Below are 17,255 nucleotides of genomic sequence, written 5' to 3'. Positions count from 1 at the left end.
TTCGCGGATTGTGCGGCCTAAAGCCGGATGGGGTTAGACCGAATCGATTTGGGATTGAACGAAGCCGCTGTCTCAGCGTGCGTGGCGAGGTGGCGTAGATCGCCTCCTGGCGGAGAGGATGTGGGTGTTGGAGCCCCCCTCAGACAGGGTATTGAGATGGCCGATTTTGAGCCCTCTTCGCCGCCGCATGATCGAGGATATGACAGTCCGCAATCTGTCGCCGGCGACGCAGCGATCCTACATCAGCGCGGTTTCGAAGTTCAGCCGCTATTTCGGCCGATCGCCTGAGCGGTTGGAGCTGGAAGACGTCCGGGCCTTCCAGGTGCATCTGGTCTCGACCGACATCTCATGGCCGGCGCTGAACCAGATCATCGTCTGTGCGCTACGGTTTTTCTACGGCGTCACGCTTGGCGAGGCGCTCATCCCCGAGCGCATTCCCGATGCGCGAGAGCCCCGCAAGCTGCCGGTCGTTCTCAGCGCCGACGAAGTGGTGCAGTTCCTCGAGGCGGTGTCGAGCCTGAAGAGCCGCGCCGCGCTCACCACCGCCTATGCGGCCGGCCCCAGGGCCTCCGAGGTCGCGGGACTGCGGATCGAAGACATCGACAGCACCCGCGGTGTCATCCAGGTGCGCCACGGCAAAGGCGCGAAGGATCGCAACGTGATGCTGTCGTCCCAACTGCTCGGCATCCTGCGCACCTACTGGCGGCTCGCCCGGCCGCGGCTTTATCTGTTCCCTGGGCGTGACGAAGGTCACCCGATTGATCCGACCGTGTTGCATGCCGCCTGCCGCTCGGCGGTCAAGGCTGCGGGCCTGACCAAGCGCGTCACGCTGCACACGCTGCGCCACAGCTTCGCGACACATCTTCTGGAGAACGGAATCGACATCCGGATCATCCAGGTACTGCTCGGGCACAATAATCCGTCGTCGACGGCGCGCTACACGCAGGTCGCCACCCATACGATCCGGGCGACGCAGAGCCCGCTCGACCGCGTGTCGCTGGAGGTGACGCCACCGGCATGACAACGGCTCCGGGATCCGGCTTATGACCCGCCCCGACGTCCGCCCGCACCGACCCGCCATCGAGATTGCCGATATCTTGCGCCGGCATGGCGACGCCTATCGTCGTGACCATGCCGGTCATCTCGGTCGCGTCGAGCGGCGGGTGATGAACCAAGGCGCTCGGCGGCCATGTCGAGGCCTGCAATGACTGCGGCATGACGCGGATCGCCTATAATTCCTGCCGGAATCGGCATTGTCCGAAGTGTCAGGGGCCAGCCCGAGCCGCGTGCCGTGCCGCGCGAGAAGCCGACCTGCTGCCGGTTCCCTACTTCCACGTCGTCTTTACGCTTCCTGCACCGATCGCCGCGATTGCTTTCCAAAACAAGGCGGTCGTCTATGCCATCCTGTTTAAGGCCGCCGCCGAGGCGATGACCGACGCTTGCTGCCAATCCGCGCCGGCTCGGCGCGGAGATCGGCGGCGTCGCGGTCCTGCACACCTGTGGACAAGCGCTAACGCATCATCCCCACATTCACTGTGTCGTGCCGGGCGGCGGCCCGTCACCTGATGGAACACGCTGGATCGCCAGCCGACCGAACTTCTTCCTGGCCGTCAAACCGCTGTCCCGGCTCTTTCGCTGGCTTTTTCTCAAACGCCTGATCGGGGTCTTCAACGCCGGCGCCTTGCGCTTCTTCGGCGATCTTGCTTCTCTTGCCGAACTCGACGCTTTCGCTGGTCGCATCAAAGCCATGCAGCGCGTCAACTGGGTCGCTTGCGCCAAGCGGCCCTTCGGCGGACCCGCACAGGTGCTGGCCTATCTCGGCCGCTATACCCATCGCGTCGCGATCGCCAACAGCCGGCTCGTCGCACCCGACAACGATCATGTTGCCTTCACATGGAAGGATTACCGCCAGGACGGCGCGACAAAGATCATGAAGCTCAAGCCCGACGAGTTCATTCGCCGCTTCCTGCTTCATACGCTGCCCGACGGTTTCCATCGCATCCGCCACTTCGGCTTCATGGCCAACCGCCATCGCGCTGCCAAGCTCGCCTTTTGCCGCGAACTTCTCGATCATGAGACAGCCCCAAACGACAGCGAGCCGCCGCCTGTGGATTTGGAAGCTCAAACCTGGGCCGAAGTTCCTGCCTGGCCCGATTGTGGTGGCGTGATGCGCATCATTGAGCGCTTTCGACACAGCTTCAGATGCTCCAGCCCTCGAACATCACCGTTCCGATGCGACACATCGTGAGCCAAGTCATGCCGTGCACGACGATCATCATTCGTCATTTCGCTCCCAGCGTCTCGATCATCGCGGACGATGTCGACTCCGTGCTTTCACACTCCGCGACAACAACGGTCCGATGCAGCAAAATGCCTATCGCGATCTCCAGTGAAGCGCGTCTGATCTCAACTCTTCCCCGACGCGCACATCTCGTGTCTCTGCCTCACGCGCCGAGCCAGCAGATCGGGCCTTCCGATCTCGAACGTGCTGCATGCTCTGGTCCTCGTCTTCGGCCAGAACGAACGTCAAACTGGATTAAGCCCGAGGGGTAGGGTCAACACCCACGCCTTCCTCGGCGGTGCAAAATCCATGCGCCAGATTCGTGTGGGCGTCGGCGGCGCCACTACAACGATCGCGTGGTTGCCCCCAGCGCATCCAGTACGAGAGCAACCTATGGCGTGAGGACACGACGCGGCAATCCTCAGCGCGCGGCAATCCTCAGATGGGCTGTGACGGGCGTCTTTTGGAGCCTCGTACGACTCTCACGGCTACTCGCCGTTCCCAGCCGGTGGTCGGCCGCAGTCGACTCTTCTGGCGCGATTTGGCGGATTGTTAGCAAAGTTGCGCGACTGTCCGACCGCCTACATCTGTTCGTCGGAGCCGTGGCCTCTCGCGAGATCTCGTGTCCGTTGCATCGTGCGGGAAAAATATTCGTCGCGCTCGCGGCGCACGCGCTCTTGATGCGCCCTGAAATTCGCAACTCGTTTGCTGATGTGCTCTCGCTCGGAGGTGTTCCAGCTCAACCGCCGGGCAGAATCGGGCGGGGAAGCTTTTGCGATTGGCGCGATGGGTGCTACCAGCTTTGGAATAGGCGCTACGCTCCGTGCGCGTTCTACGAGTGCCGCGGATTGTTGAACCAGCGCCTCCAGTTCGTTCTTCCAGTTCATCTTCCATGTTCTCCGAACAGTCATGGGAGCATGCTAATTTGGTGCGGTACGCTCGTCCAGCTACCCCTTTTGGTAGTTGCGAGGCCGCTGCTTGTCCTCAAAATAGTGGCCGATGAGCCATCTGGGCCGATGAAATTCGCGGCTTCCCTGCTAGGAGAACCCCCCATGTAACCTTCGTCACCCAAGTGACGCAACAGGATGGAAGATCAGAACGATGCGACCTGGGTCAAACCCGTCGGCTGTGCCTGGTCTCTGGCATGAAAGCATGATCGCCCAGGCTCGCCATACTCGAACTCCTCAAGCGAACTACGCTGACGCCGAAGCAGCGGAGATTGTGCGTCAATGCGCGAATCGCCCGAATGGTCCGACCAGAACTACCCTACAGTATTGCTCAAATAGGAGATGGGAGTGGCGAGGGGTGTTGTGAAATGGTTTAACGCGACGAAGGGTTTCGGCTTCATTCAGCCGGATGGGGGCGGCCAAGACATTTTTGTACACATAAGCGCCCTGGAGCGCGCTGGCCTCTCTGACCTGCGGGAAGGGCAGGCAGTCTCTTACGAGCTTAAAGTCGACCCGAGGCGCGGTAAAAGCAGTGCGGAAGATCTGCGTGTCTGATTTCATGTCGTAGGCGTCTGGCCTCAGCCCCCCTCCCAAGTCTGGCGCTTACCTCGGAACGACCCCAGCCGCTTTAAGCACTGGGGTCGTTTCATTTCTCGCCAATTTTCGACGTTTCGCGGGTCCGAATACAAGAGAACGTAGCTAGCGATGCTCGCTAGCGCAACGCCTCTTTGTCCCGTTTGGTAGACGGGTAACAGTCAGTCCGCCCGCTCGTCATAGCGCGATTTGAAGGCGCTCGCGAGCGGCTTATTGGTCGGAAGGTCATCCTCGCCGATCATCCTGGACTGGAGGTGGTGGCGCCGGCGCTGATCAAACCCGATACCATGCTGCGGCGCGAGTTCAACAGTGTGGACCAACGAAGGGATGGGAAAGCTAAGCAAGGACTCTCGAGCGGTTCGAGAGGGCTACGACATAAGGCTATTGCTGCGCGAGCTCCCTTCGCCGGACGTTGGATCCGGTCAAGGTCGCCAGCCTCGAGGGCTCACAAGCAGGCAATTCGTAGATTGTGGGCAGGCTCCTCAACGCCCTCCATCGTACGCACACGACGAAGGCCGCCTGATTGACGCATGCGCGCGAGCGCGACGAGCTCTATGAAGGGCGTTGCGTGAAGATCAGGCAGCCTGCTGATCGGCGGGAGTGTCGCCTTGGCGGAGGAGCTTCCATTCCCAGGGCAGCAGTTCGTGCAGACGCGATACGGGAAGATCGGCGATACGGGCGACGATATCGGCGAGCCAGGCCTTGGGATCGACATCGTTAAGACGGCAGGTGGTGATCATCGTCAGCATGATGGCGGCGCGGTCGGCACCGCGCAGGCTGCCGGCGAAGGTCCAATTGCGCCTTCCCAAGGCGATGCCGCGCAACGCTCTTTCGGCGGCGTTGTTGGTGAGGCAGATCCTGCCATCGTCGAGGAAGCGGGCAAAGTCGGCCCAGCGCCTGAGCATGTAATTCATGGGCTTCAGGACCTCGGAGGAGCGCGAGAGGGGTTCGCGCTCGAGGAGCAGCCAGGCATGCATGTCCTCGAGAAGCGGCTTGCTCTTTTCGTGGCGCACGGCGCGCCGCTCGTCGGCGCCGCGGCCGTTGATGGCGCGCTCGATCTCGAACAACGCGTCGAGGCGTCTGACCGCCTCCAACGCGATCGGCGAGACCGGTTTGCCCCTGTGGCCTTCCCGGGCGTTCTTCTCGATGTCGGCCAGCTCGAAGAAGCCCCGCCGCGCATGGGCAAAGCAAAACGCCGGCGTAATCGGCAGCACCTTCTTCTGCGGATCGAACATCGGCTCGAAGCCGTTGTAGCAATCAGCTTGCAGGATACCGGTGAAGGCGGCCAGATGCTTCTGTGGATGCTCGCCTCGACGGTCGCTCGAGGCGTAATAGACCGCCGCCGGTGGCGCTGGCCCGGCGAAGGGCCGGTCATCCCGCACATATGTCCAGATCCGACCGGTCTTGCACTTGCCCTTCGCCAGGATGCGGATGGTGGTGTCGTCGCCATGCAGGCGCTCGGCAGCAAGCACATGGCGTTCGATCAAGTGGAAGAGCGGCATGACGGCGAAGGTCCCGTGGCCGACCTGGTCGGCCAGCGTCGACAATGGCAGGTCGATCCCCTCGGCCTTAGAGCGCGCACTCTGGCGATTAAGCGGGATGTGCATGCCGAACTTGTCGAACAGAATCGTCGCCAGCAATTGTGGGCCGATGAAGCCGCGCGGCGTGGCATGGAACGGCGCCGGCGGCTGGCTGATCTTCTCGCAATCGCGGCAGGTGAACTTCTCGCGCACTGTCTCGATGACCTTGAAGCGGCGCGGGATCTCCTCCAGCGTCTTGGTCACATCCTCGCCGATCTTCGCCAGCCGCGATCCGCCGCAGCAGGCGCAGCTCGTCGGAGCCTCGATAACGATGCGCTCGTGTTCGATGTCGTCCGGCCAGGGCTTGCGTACCGGCCGCTTGCGCGTGAAGGCGCGCACGCTCTGGGTCTTCGCCCGCCGCGGCCTGAGCCGCAAGCTCATCCTCGCTCGCCGTGGTGGCGAGTTCTTCGAGTTCCAATTCCAATTGTTCGATCAGACGGGCCGTGCGCTCGGAGCCCCGCCCGTACAGTTCGCGCTTGAGCTTCTCGATCCGCAGCTCGAGATGCGCGATCAGCGCCGCGTTGTCCGACAGCTCCGCCCGCGCACTGGCAGCCACCGCCTCGGCGAGCAGCCGCGCCTCACGCTCGGCCTGCAGCGCCGCCAGGGCACTCACAAGGTCCGATGGAAGTTCGTCCGGCTTCGATATCATGAAGCCATTGAATCAGATCAAGCAGCAGATTCAAACCCAAAACGGCTATCCGATCCGCGTCGGACGCTGGGCTTCTTGCGGGTTGCGCCAATCGATTCCGGACAACAGGTAGCTCATCTGCGCCGGAGAGATCGTCACTGCTTCGCCCGCAACCGAAGGCCAGATGAACCGCCCTCCCTCCAGCCTTTTAGTGAACAGGCATGCTCCCTGGCCATCGTGCCAGATCACCTTCACAAGATCGCTTCGGCGACCGCGGAAGACAAACAGATGACCGCTGAGCGGGTCCTTGCGCAGCACCTCCTGCACCTGGAGTGCCAGCGTTGGAAAGCCTCGGCGCATGTCCGTGTAGCCTGTCGCAAGCCACACGCGCGCACCCGTCGGAACCGGGATCATCCGCGTACCAAAGCATCGAGAACGCGACGTAGTGCGTCTCCATCAACGTCGCCATCGACCCGGATGCGGTGCCCGCTACCAAGGTCGATCTCGATGATGCCCAGGCTCTTCCGTCGACGCGCCGCCGTCGTCGTCAGCGGCGCTTCGGCCACCTCCCGCGGCGGCACAGACGGCCCAATCTCGACCGGCACGAACGGCGCTATACTCGCTTCAGCGTGCTTGCAAAGCTCTTTGCGCCACCTGAACAGCTGGCTTACATGAAGGCCAGCCATGCGAGCCACCTCGGAAACGCAGGCTCCGGGCTCGAGCGATGCTGCAACAAGCCGTTCCTTCTTATCCTGCGACCACCGGCGTCGCCGCTCGACCGATGTGATCACCTCCGCCCTCGAAACCGTCATAGCGCTTCTCCTAGGATTACCCCTAGGACCTGCAGCGTTCGCGTCCGTCAAACAAGGCGGCCCTCAACGGAGGAATACCCTCCATCAGGAGCCTTCGGGGATCACGACGCCGCACCTGCGGCCGCGGTTGTGCATGCGGTCGCCGCGTTCTTTGCTCAGCCACACGCCTGGCGCGTACGCTGAAGCTGAAACCGCGTAGTCGCCCTTCAAGTGCTGGATGATCTCGCCGAGAAATGATACGCAGCGGCGATGATCGTTTACCTTCACATGAATAAGTGTCGGGGCAGGGCTGGATTGAATTTACCTTAATTGGGCGGGGCCATCTTTGGTGAGTGCTCGTCCAGTCGCCACGCCATTTTGGGATCGCTCTCCGCCCTAGAGCCTCTCGTCGTGGAGGTTGGCAATCCTCTTGGCGCAGCGAACCGGCTAGAACTGAAAATCGAATTTTGAGATGCGCGAAGGCAATGCCGAACTCACCTATCGGAATTCCAAGGGGATTTTGCTGAGCCGGGACATTTCGGGCGTCCACCACCGATCCGCGCCCCTCGTAGTCTAATTTATGTAACCGCGGAACGCTTCCGTCCATCATTCGGGCTTCGCACGGACCAACATACGGCCCGTTGGCATCGCGCGTTGAAGCCCACTTGAGGATTCAAAGCCGGAGCGGCTGCTAGCATCAATGCTAAAGCTCGATCCGTCCTCCTAATGAACCAGCGCATGCGACGGCACCTTGAAACATCGCGCTTCCGATCGGCATCAAGCGTCGGCGCCTATCTGGGTCTTACGCCTCGACGCAACCACTCTGGCGAAACTGGGCAAGATATCACGATGGGGCGACCGTCTTCTCCCAACCTACCTGTACGAGGCGGCGATCGTCCTGCTTCATCGAACGAAGAAATGGTCCTCTCTTAGGGCTTGGGGCATGAAGCTCGCTAAGCGGATTGGCATGCGAAAGGCAAAGGTCGCCATCGCGCGCAAACTCGCCATCCTTCTTCACTGTATCTGGGTCTACGGCACATCGTTCCATCGTTCGACTGGGGCCAGGGGAAGGAAGCCTGATCCGATCTTGTAGAGTTCCTGGTCCGGTCTGCCGGACTGGCGATGTCTCGCTGGGACGGTGTTGTGGCGGCCTCGGTCAATCAGGCGGTGGCGGCTCGTCCGCACTCCGCTGCAAACGTTGAGGCGCCCGACCCCGACATCATCATGAGGCGCTGCGCGACTTGGAAAGGACCATGATCCCAGCGAAGACCTCAACCAGCCCCGGCGATCCAATGCACGTATCAGCCGGCCCGCGCCGTCTCCGCAATCCGGACCAGCTCCGACGGCGCGAGCACTACCACCGTGCCGTGGGCGAGTTCAGAAATGTAAGTTTGACAACAAACCGCAATTAAAGGGCCGATTGACACCCAGCGCGCGCGTACGCAGGCGAGGCAATCGCGGCTTCCCGGAGATCATGATCCGCGAGCGCCCTGCTAAAGCTGCCGAAGCAGTGCCGGGACATCGTGAGTGAGACCTCCTCCTCGGTGTTGGCAGCTCGGCAATCTGCAGGCCGCCCGAACGCACGAAAGGCATCACGATGCTATTGCACCGTTCGTTTGGCGGGGTTGGCGAAGCGCAGCGCCTGGTGGCGAGCGACGCAGCTCTTCGAGTAAGGTCAGGCCCTCTTTCACGACCCCGGCCGGAACGACAGTCCCACTCAGGACGCCAGTCGAGGACACCGAGTGCCGTTTGTCGTGTGTCAACTATCAACTCTCGCAGTTGATGGAGAGAACGACCCATGCAACCGTAACGATCGGATACCACCGATGCAGGTCGATTAACATCCGGAGAGACGCCCGTGCCATGCGGCGCCACGTCCATGGATGAAAAATGCGTACAAGCAGCGGCTGATCATCGACAAATCAAACGGGCGGATCCTTCGTACAGTGATGTTTAATAATGACGAGTGACGGCACAGAATCTTCGCTCCGCATCTGGCTCGCCGTCATCGTGCTAGGCATCGCCTCGTTTCACATCGTCTTGGCAGAGATAGCACCTATCGGGCTGTTGTCTCAGATTGCTCGCGACCTCGGACGAGATCAGGCAGCGGTCGGGCTCACGGTGGCCCTCTATGCCTGGATCGGTGCTGCCAGCGGTCTGTTGTCACCCGTTCTGCTTCAGAAGTTTCCTCGCAAGCCGCTACTCATCGCCTTGACTCTTATCCTTTCCGCAACAACGTTTGCGGCGACGATGTCTCACACTTTCGAAGGGTTGTTGCTGGCACGCACGGTGGGCGCTGTCGTTCACGGTTTCTATTGGGCCATGGCGGCTGTGGTTGCGTCTAAGATTGCGCCGTCCCGCAGTATGGGTGTTGCGACGGCAATCGTATTCGGCGGGATCTCGATGGCGACCGTTGTTGGCGTGCCGCTCGCGAACTTCGTCGGTCAGGTGAGCGGATGGCGTGCAGCGTTCAGATTAATTGGCGCCATCGGACTGATCACCTCAGCCCTGATGGTGGCAGTTCTTCCGAAAATGCAGGCCGGGACGCCAGCGGGATGGAGAGAGCTTGGATCAGTCTGCCGCAGGCATGACCTGTTGGGGATCTATGCCGTAACGACATTCATGGCGGCGGCGCATTTCGGGGCGTACACATTTATAGAACCATTCCTCAACGAGATTCCAAATGTTGCCCAAGTCATGATTGGCGCGCTGTTGTTCGGCTTTGGCGGAGCAGGATTCCTGGGGAACATCCTGGCGGGCGTCCTCATCGACCGCTTCATGAAGCCCATCATCACTGCGGGGCTGCTTGCTCTGTGTCTGGCGCTCGTTGGCCTTGGATGGTTTGGTCCCCAGTTGGGGACAGGCCGGGTCCTTGTCTTGCTGGTCATCTGGGGCGCGGCCGTCGCGGCGCTATTCGCGGGACTCCAGACCTGGATCCTGCGCGCCGCCGGTTCGACAGTGATGACTGCTGCCGCGATGCACTCGGCGGTCATCAATTCGGCCATCGGCTTCGGAGCCGTCCTTGGCGCCCAGGTGTTGACTGTAGCCGGCCCATCAGGAGTGATGCTGGCAGCTGGTATGGTCATCATCATCCCTCTGCTGATAGTTCTCCCGCAAGCGGCCCCAGAGGGTGACCTAAAAAAGGGGGCGTTGCTTGATGGATAACGCCGCAGCCGTGCGCACGGCGCGGATCGCCGCCTGCCCTACCACGAATGTCGCACGAAACCTTCCGCTGGTACGCGAGCGTTGGACCAAAATGTTCGTGCAGCCCGGCGGACCGGCCGAAGGGGGTGAAACACCACGCCAGGCCTTGCCCGAGAACTCGTTGAGGAACTCGGCATCGAAGTTTTTGGCGATGTACGCGAACATCTCGGGGGATTGCGCCGTTGCGGCATTGCGAGGAGCATTCGGTCGAGCGGTCTACCGCACTGCGGGACACTTTTGCATTCTTTCCACAACAATGTCTCTGTCCTGAGATTACCCCGCATTCTAGCATCATAATTGACGCTACCGGACAGACGGGCAAGCTCGCCTTCTTCATCCCGTGAGCGTCCTCACGCTGGCGTGTGACGCGCTTCTCGATGATCGGTCCTATCGCGCTCAACCGAAGGCGCTCTTTGCTGGCTCTTCCGAGGCGCTGCCGAGCAGCTGAGCCATCATCGCCTTCCTGCGCGAAATGAGCAAGCTGATGACGTCTACTTGCGTGCTTTCCTGATTGAGCGCTCACCAGCATCACAATGGCATTCCAACCAGCGACTCGATCAATTGCGTCCTTAGACCCACTGGGATCTCAAAGCCATGGTCTAGAACTGGGCTTACTGTCAATGAACTCGCATGATGGTGCCGAAGACGAGACTCAAGATCGGCGCGGCCTCTAGATCAAGATTACGCTCTTGAGCGCATTGTGGCAGGTCGCTTCACTCGTTTCGGGATGGCCGTCGCATTGGATCATCGGCCGGTGGTCGGACGTGTCTGCGGATACCCATATCCGCGAACTCGCAGGCACCTACACATCGATGCCCGCGTCGGCCAAAACCACAGGCTCAAGAGGGAGCTCATGCGCGGCGGCCATCGCGTCAACTTCTGACCTCATGGACAAAGGCGGCGCACTCATCGTTGATAAGAGAGAAGGCGCGGCTACGTCCATGATCCAATAGGTGCGTGCACGAAAATCGAGCTGTTCCAGAAGCTCCTAAAATCGGGCTGCAGTGCGGAGGACTCAAAACTGCGGACCGCGGAGCGGCTCGCTAGTTTGATGGCGGTCGTCTGCCCTCTCAGCTGGCGCGTCCTCTGGCTCATCATGCTCAATCGTACGGCCCGGACGCATCACCGAAGATCGCCTTCACAGACACCGAGATCGTATTGCTCGATGAACTCATCAAGGACGTCGGCATTCGACGAGGTCGCCTTGGAGCCCCCGCATTCTACTTGACCGAACTTGCACTATTGGGTGGCGACCTGGCCAGGGCCGCCGATCCGCCACCCGGAAATGTTGTCATCTGGCGCGGACTCTCCAGACACACCGGATCGAACTCTGCGCCGAAATTGGAGCGGTTGGAAATGTGGATAAATGAAGTGTCGTCGAACAGTTCCACCGCTGCGGCTTTGGAATCGGCTGTTTGCGCAGTAAGCGCGAGTTTCCGGTGCACCAACCTGTCGAGTAGATTGACTCGCCGCAACTGAGAAAACGGACTAGTGGCTCACCCGATAAAAATCCATTAGCGTAGGCTTCCTATGTTTAGTTTGCCTGATTTGCGTGTACTGGAAGTCGCGGCCGTCGTCATCGAAGAGGGCAGCATGAGCGCGGCCGGCCTCAGACTTGGCATCACTCAATCGGCCGTTTCACAAGCGATGAAGCGCGCGGAGGCGCATATTGGCGCGTCCCTCGTCCGTCGCGATCGTCGTCCCCTTGAGCCCACGGAGGCGGGGCAAGCTCTGCTCACCCACATGCGCGAGATAACCCTGCGCGTCGGACGAGCTGTCGAGGAAATGCGGGCCGCCGCAGCGCGTCCCGAACGCGAGGACCTTCGGCTCGGGATGATCGACACGTTCGCGTCCACAGTGGGACCACTGTTGGTCCGCAGCCTCATGGCGGGTTCAATCGCGCTTCGCGTGAGCGCGTATTCGGGGCTGGTACCCGCGCACGCAGAGGCATTGATGCGCAACGAGATCGATGCAGCTGTCACATCGGATCCAATGGAGGGCGTTGACGAAGTTACCCACTTACCCCTATTGCGCGAGCCATTCCTCCTGGTAGCACCGATTGCTTGGGCGGATACTCTTCGCGATCGTCCACTGGACGACCTACTACTCGAGCACCGACTTATCCGCTACACCGCGCGTTCGCACATGGGAACGCAAATTGAACGTCATCTCCGGCGTCTAAGGATAGAGCATCCGCAGACGATGTCGTTCGACACGTCGGACTCGCTACTCTCGATGGTCGCCAATGGCATGGGCGTGGCGATTACAACACCCCTGTGCATATTGCAGGCTGCCGTCCATCGGCCGGCGCTCGAAGTCATGCCATTGCCGGCGACCGGCCTCTCGCGCACGATCGCGTTGGTGACTAAGCAAGGCGGATTAGACACGTTGGCTGCGCGAATAGCGGATGATGCTCGTGTGCTCCTGCGGAACTGGACCTTGCCCCAGATCGCGGCTCAAATTCCTTGGATGGCTCGTTCCGTCGGCAGCATCGTGTTGGATCCGCTCGCTCACGAGGACGCCGCCTGCCGGTGCGTTGCGGGTGGCCCACCCGGAGACTCTCGACGAACACATAACCCTAATTAATCATACTTATTAGCCTCCAAAACATCTCCGATTTTAGCTTTAACTCTCGCCCGTGTTCGGAGAAAGTTGTTTGCGTAGCGTCCGGAACCCGAGATCAGAGATGTCAGCGACTCGCACCGAAATAGACAGTCTAGGAACGCGCGAGCTGCCGCTGCGCGCCCTGTACGGATTGGCCTCCCTACGTGGGAGCGAGAATTTCGACATCTCACTCCAGAAGCTCGGTGATCAGCCGGCACTTCTTCGGGCACTAGCGCGCATCAAGCGCGCTGCCGCGGCGGCGAACCGTGAGCTCGGAGCCCTCGACGCCAAAGTAGCAGGAGCACTAATCGCGGCTGCGGACGAGGTCATTGCTGGTAAACACGATGGGCAGTTTATCATCGATTTGCTCGAAGGCTCCGGCGGCACGTCAATCAACATGAACATGAACGAGGTTCTGGCGAACCGGGCCCTGCAAATTGTCGGTGAAAAGCCCGGCCGGTACGACGTGATCCACCCAAATGATCACGTGAACCTTTGCCAGTCGACGAACGACGTGCTGCCCTCGGCGCTCAAGTTGGCGGCGCACGAAAAGTCCGGCGATCTGGTGGGTGCGCTGGAACAGGTGGCGGCCGCTCTTTCGGAGCGGGCCATTGTATTCGCTGACGTATTGCGCGTCGGCCGCACATGCATGCAGGCCGCCCAGCCGATGACGCTCGGTCAGGCGTTCGGCGGTTACGCATCAGCGATCAAGCGGCTCTCCTTGAAGCTGTCCGTAGCGCGCCAGGAATTGATGGTGCTTCCCCTCGGAGGCACTGCGATTGGCACCGGGCTCGGAGCAGTGCCGGGCTATCGCCGTGCCGTCTATGGACATCTTGCGGCAATCTTGGGCCACGCGGTACGCCCAGGCGACGACATGTTCGATGCCATGCAGAACGCCGACGCCTTCGCACGCGTGTCGTCGGAAATCCGCATCGCAGCAGAGGTAATGGCGAAAATCGCCTCTGACCTGATCATCCTTTCCTCTGGGCCAAATACGGGGCTTGGCGAATTGCGGTTGCCCGCTCTCCAGCCCGGTTCTTCGATCATGCCAGGTAAACTCAATCCAGTCCTACCAATGATGATCCAGCAAGTTGCGTTCGCTATCGTGGGCAACGACGCCGCAGTATCTCTCTCAGCGTTGAACGGCCAACTCGAAATCAATCACTTCGAGCCAGTCATCGCCTCGCGCCTGTTCGATTCGATCGAGCTTTTGACGCGATCGGCCAGAATATTTGCCGACCAATGCATCTCGGGGATCCGGGCAGACCGGGAACGGTCGCTCAGCAATTTGATGCAATCTTCGGCTCTTGCGACCGTGTTCGTACCGCGCCTTGGTTATGAACAGGTATCGACACTTGTGCTTACAGCCGCTGAGCAAACGCGGCCCTTCATCGAAATCGCGATCGACCGCGGGCTTCTGAACCGTAGCGCGGTTTTGCAGATGCTGCACGAGAGCACCCGTTATCGCGAGAATGCCGCATGAGCCGCGATTCTGCACTTGCCCTTGTACGCGAAGGGCTCACGAGCATGCCGCGAGTCGATGCACAAGGCCAGAGGATCAACCTACGAAGGTCATGCCACAGCCAACTCGCCATCGCCCTGTCTCCAACCCGATGCGGCGGATGAGACGATGCGCCGCGATCGAGAGGCCGCTTGTTCATAGGTCAGTGCTCCGGCCTCTCTTCAAGTCGTGCTTATACGGACGCGCCTGGCCGAAGTGCCAGGGGCAGTGATCGGCAAAGTCAGCAAACACGTAAGACATTGTCGATAACGTATTCAAACCATTCGCGTGGGGCCGTCCCGGCCTCCGCCAATCTTCACATCCTGTTCGGCCGGTAGCCCGATCAAGATGTGCAAGTTCTCCGATAGCTGGTTACGGCCTGATTCACCTGATGATACATTCACGATGCGTGATCGAGTCCCGCAGGTTCGAACACGGGCCCAACATTTTTTCGTTCGCTGCCGTACTCAAGACGGCACTGAGGCACGCGAAATCCATCCGATGCCGAGAGGCAGCTGCGCGCGTCAGAATCTCATCCGTCGTCTCGACTGGGCCCAGCTGAAGTTTCCCCACTCCCAGCCGTTGTTTATGTCGTATGCGACATTCGGTTTGAGTATAAGGTAGGTCAATCAAGATGCTCTGGCTGTAGGCCTTGTCGATGACCGTGCCCGTGTTTACCTGGTTTGTAGCAAAAGTTAGCATCACCTTTTGTATTGGCGCCATTGCATTTAGCTGCTTGCCATAGAGTGGCAAAGCGCAAAGGGGGTTCGCATTTCCATTCACCAATTCGGAAACGCCGCATGTTACTGGTGTAACAGTCAGTTCTCGATTGAGATCACCCCCGCTTCACGGCCGACCACATTGCCGCTGCCTTGGGCCGTTTCGACTTCCAGCCTTTGGCCGATATCAATGCCGTAAGAGCTGACGCCCTTAATTTGGCCGGTAGGGCGCGCAATCGGGCCGCCAAGCAGTTTGGAGTGGCGATCAGCACGGCGATCGGCTGGATGAAGCGGGTCGATGAGACCGGCAGCGTTGCTCGGGGCCAGATGGGTTGGAAAACCATTACCTTTCTGGCTGCCCTGCGCCATGACCGGATCAATGTGCCATGGTTCATCGAGGGACCAATCATGGCGTGAGCTTCCGATCTATGTGGAGAAGGTTCTCCTGCCGACCCTTCGGCCCGGCGACATCGTCGTCCCGGACAATCTCGGCAGCCACAAAAACAAAGCCGTGCGCCAGCTCATCCGCTTCGCCGGAGCAAAACTCTTCTTCCTGCCAAAATACTCACCCGACCTGAACCCCATCGAACAAGTCGTGCCAAACTCAAGCGTTTGCTCCGCAAGGCAGCCGCACGAACCGTCGATGCGGTCTGCGCCGCCATCGGCGAACTCCTTTATGCATTTACACCCGAAGAATGCGCCAACTACCTCAAAAACTCAGGCTATCGAAGCTAGTCCCATCACGCTTTAACGGCGAGCCTCCCAGGAGGCTAGCGCCCAATGCTCTGTGCCTCGATCATATCCGTTCTCAGCTCAACCCGCTATCCCGATCGCTCTTGAGGACCGTGCCGGAGCGCTCGTCTGAGCTCGCCGAACTGGTTGAACATGACGATGAGAGCGATTATTCCGGCGCCAAGCTCTGCGAGCGCTTGACTGGCTAACAGTCCGTTAAAACCCGCTACCAGCGGGAATAATAGTACGGTCGGTATGAAGAGATACCCCTGCCTGGCCAAGGACACAATTGCACTGAGGCGCGCTCTCCCAAATGACTGAAGCATTGCCGTCACGAAACTCTGAACCCCAAACAGTCCAAAGAAGAGATGGAACACGATGCAGGTCGAGACGGCAATTTCGGTGACGTACTCGTTATCGCTAAATAGGCTCACCAAAGGCCTCGCAAAAATCACAACGGCCGCAGAATACAGCACCGAGAATGCGATCGTCACGAAGAGCATGAACTTCGCAGCTCTCAATATATGAGCATAGTCGCGTGCGCCCCAACCGAAACCCAGGATAGCTTGAGCGCCAATACAGAACCCGGTGATAGGCAGTGCGCCGACCATCAAGATACGCACAGCTATTCCAACCGCGGCGATGGAATCGTCGCCGAACGGCGCAGCAGCTCCGTACAAGAGCATAACGGCAAGAGCAGATAAGATACTCGTCATTGTCGCCGGCGCGCCTACCAACGCGAGCTGTCTGATGCGATCTGCTCGCAATGATATGTGAGATATCCTGACGAGAACCGTCCCGCCAAGCTTCGTAAAATACACGATATACAGTCCGACAGCAGAGATCTGAGACACCAGCGTTGCGAGGGCTGCGCCTCGCACGCCAAGGTCAAGTGAAAATATGAAGACGGGATCAAGCACAGCGTTCAGGATAAACGCGGTCATCATCACCCACATGCTAAATCGTGTATAGCCTTCGGCTCTTACAATGAACCCGCTGACGGTATTTAGTAGCATCGGGGTGTACCCCAACAAAACCGTTCCCGCGTAGTCGAGCGCCACGGGCATGATGGTTGGGGTTGCTCCGAGCGTTGCAAATATCCCTGGCAGATTTGGAAGCAGAGTGAGGGTGACTATGATACCGATCGGAGCGGCCAGCGCGAGTGCCGTGCTTGCGCCTCGACTCGCTTCTAGGTACTCACGAGCGCCCAGATGACGAGATATGAACGACGCTGCTCCAACACCGATCCCCTGTCCGGCTGCGGCGAGCAGGACCACGATCGGCAAGGTCATGCTAACAGCTGCGATCGCCTGCGCGCCTAGGGCGCCAACAAAGATCGCATTGACGACCTGCTGCAGCGCATGGATCGATAATCCAACAACAGACGGAATGGCGAGCCGCAGGATAAGACTCAAGAGATTCTGGTCCGATAGATCGACGTGCTGTTTTTTCTTTGGCATCACATTGCGCTTGCTGTCGAGGGCGAATTCTGTATTCGGTCCATTCACGGACAAGTGAACTTTTCCAAATTCGACGATGGCGTACTCAGCGCAATCCTCTCCGGATCTGCTCTGGCAAGCCGTGATCGCCTGGATAGGTTGACGTTTTCAAAGCTGATTTTTGCCTGGGCATACGCCTCCCGTCAGTTGTAGCGAATACTGACTGAGGTGTTCG

13 protein-coding genes and 3 pseudogenes are annotated in these 17,255 nt (G+C 59.8%); 8 read left to right on the top strand and 8 right to left on the bottom strand.

Features of this window, described 5'->3' with window-relative positions:
- Positions 1-187: 187 nt before the first annotated feature.
- Together AC0L2F_RS28395 and AC0L2F_RS28390 are read left to right on the top strand one after the other, a co-directional pair.
- Entirely contained in the window at positions 188-1,021 is an 834-nt protein-coding gene (locus AC0L2F_RS28395) for a tyrosine-type recombinase/integrase (protein WP_473250706.1), read from the top strand.
- Between the two features lie 22 nt (positions 1,022-1,043).
- A pseudogene (locus AC0L2F_RS28390) lies at positions 1,044-2,248 on the top strand (IS91 family transposase).
- A 614-nt stretch (positions 2,249-2,862) separates the two neighbouring features.
- On the opposite strand, the gene AC0L2F_RS28385 reads toward AC0L2F_RS28390, so the two are convergent.
- Complete coding sequence (locus tag AC0L2F_RS28385; protein ID WP_007605576.1) at positions 2,863-3,168, bottom strand: hypothetical protein; 306 nt, start codon at positions 3,166-3,168, stop codon at positions 2,863-2,865.
- A gap of 408 nt (positions 3,169-3,576) precedes the next feature.
- On the opposite strand from AC0L2F_RS28385, the gene AC0L2F_RS28380 reads away from it, so the two are divergent.
- Entirely contained in the window at positions 3,577-3,783 is a 207-nt protein-coding gene (locus AC0L2F_RS28380; protein WP_007605570.1) for a cold-shock protein, read from the top strand.
- Between the two features lie 614 nt (positions 3,784-4,397).
- On the opposite strand, the gene tnpC is transcribed toward AC0L2F_RS28380, so the two are convergent.
- The 3 genes from tnpC to tnpA form a co-directional block, all read right to left on the bottom strand.
- A protein-coding gene (gene tnpC / locus AC0L2F_RS28375) for an IS66 family transposase (protein ID WP_473250675.1) occupies positions 4,398-6,051 on the bottom strand; the annotation gives its coding sequence in 2 pieces (ribosomal slippage) (positions 4,398-5,756 and positions 5,758-6,051; 1,653 coding nt in all).
- Between the two features lie 45 nt (positions 6,052-6,096).
- Complete coding sequence (gene tnpB, locus AC0L2F_RS28370) at positions 6,097-6,444, bottom strand: IS66 family insertion sequence element accessory protein TnpB (protein WP_204513322.1); 348 nt, start codon at positions 6,442-6,444, stop codon at positions 6,097-6,099.
- Complete coding sequence (tnpA, locus tag AC0L2F_RS28365; protein ID WP_473250674.1) at positions 6,441-6,842, bottom strand: IS66-like element accessory protein TnpA; 402 nt, start codon at positions 6,840-6,842, stop codon at positions 6,441-6,443. Before tnpA ends, tnpB begins: the two co-directional genes overlap by 4 nt.
- 741 nt (positions 6,843-7,583) lie before the next feature.
- On the opposite strand from tnpA, the pseudogene AC0L2F_RS28360 reads away from it, so the two are divergent.
- Together AC0L2F_RS28360 and AC0L2F_RS28355 are read left to right on the top strand one after the other, a co-directional pair.
- Positions 7,584-7,914 (top strand): annotated as a pseudogene (locus AC0L2F_RS28360) (transposase); the annotation flags it as partial.
- 866 nt (positions 7,915-8,780) lie between these two features.
- On the top strand, positions 8,781-9,986 hold the full coding sequence (locus AC0L2F_RS28355; protein ID WP_007605568.1) for an MFS transporter: 1,206 nt from the start codon (positions 8,781-8,783) through the stop codon (positions 9,984-9,986).
- Here AC0L2F_RS28355 and AC0L2F_RS28350 read toward each other — a convergent pair.
- Together AC0L2F_RS28350 and AC0L2F_RS28345 are read right to left on the bottom strand one after the other, a co-directional pair.
- Positions 9,957-10,190 (bottom strand): hypothetical protein, encoded by a 234-nt coding sequence (locus AC0L2F_RS28350; protein WP_473250673.1) that lies wholly within the window; start codon positions 10,188-10,190, stop codon positions 9,957-9,959. The genes AC0L2F_RS28355 and AC0L2F_RS28350 overlap by 30 nt on opposite strands.
- Before the next feature lie 1,055 nt (positions 10,191-11,245).
- The gene (locus AC0L2F_RS28345; RefSeq protein ID WP_143273817.1) at positions 11,246-11,470 is read right to left on the bottom strand and encodes a hypothetical protein; all 225 of its coding nucleotides are present in this window, start codon (positions 11,468-11,470) and stop codon (positions 11,246-11,248) included.
- Positions 11,471-11,555: 85 nt separating this feature from the next.
- On the opposite strand from AC0L2F_RS28345, the gene AC0L2F_RS28340 reads away from it, so the two are divergent.
- Positions 11,556-12,611: a LysR family transcriptional regulator gene (locus AC0L2F_RS28340; RefSeq protein ID WP_204513320.1), complete on the top strand. Its 1,056-nt coding sequence runs from the start codon at positions 11,556-11,558 to the stop codon at positions 12,609-12,611.
- 100 nt (positions 12,612-12,711) lie between these two features.
- Positions 12,712-14,112, top strand: coding sequence for an aspartate ammonia-lyase (locus AC0L2F_RS28335; protein ID WP_007605562.1), 1,401 nt, complete (start codon positions 12,712-12,714; stop codon positions 14,110-14,112).
- 836 nt (positions 14,113-14,948) lie between these two features.
- On the opposite strand, the gene AC0L2F_RS28330 is transcribed toward AC0L2F_RS28335, so the two are convergent.
- Positions 14,949-15,218 carry a hypothetical protein gene (locus AC0L2F_RS28330; RefSeq protein WP_473250711.1) on the bottom strand — a complete coding sequence of 90 codons (270 nt, stop codon included), beginning with the start codon at positions 15,216-15,218 and terminating at the stop codon, positions 14,949-14,951.
- Here AC0L2F_RS28330 and AC0L2F_RS28325 point away from each other — a divergent pair.
- A pseudogene (locus AC0L2F_RS28325) lies at positions 15,183-15,584 on the top strand (transposase); the annotation flags it as partial. The gene AC0L2F_RS28330 and the pseudogene AC0L2F_RS28325 sit on opposite strands and share 36 nt — an antisense overlap.
- Before the next feature lie 86 nt (positions 15,585-15,670).
- Here the strand turns inward: AC0L2F_RS28325 and AC0L2F_RS28320 are convergent.
- Positions 15,671-17,089 (bottom strand): MATE family efflux transporter, encoded by a 1,419-nt coding sequence (locus AC0L2F_RS28320; RefSeq protein WP_473250705.1) that lies wholly within the window; start codon positions 17,087-17,089, stop codon positions 15,671-15,673.
- Positions 17,090-17,255 lie beyond the last annotated feature (166 nt).

The organism is Bradyrhizobium sp. Ken64 (assembly GCF_055807555.1).
This window is presented reverse-complemented; position numbering and strand designations above follow the sequence as displayed.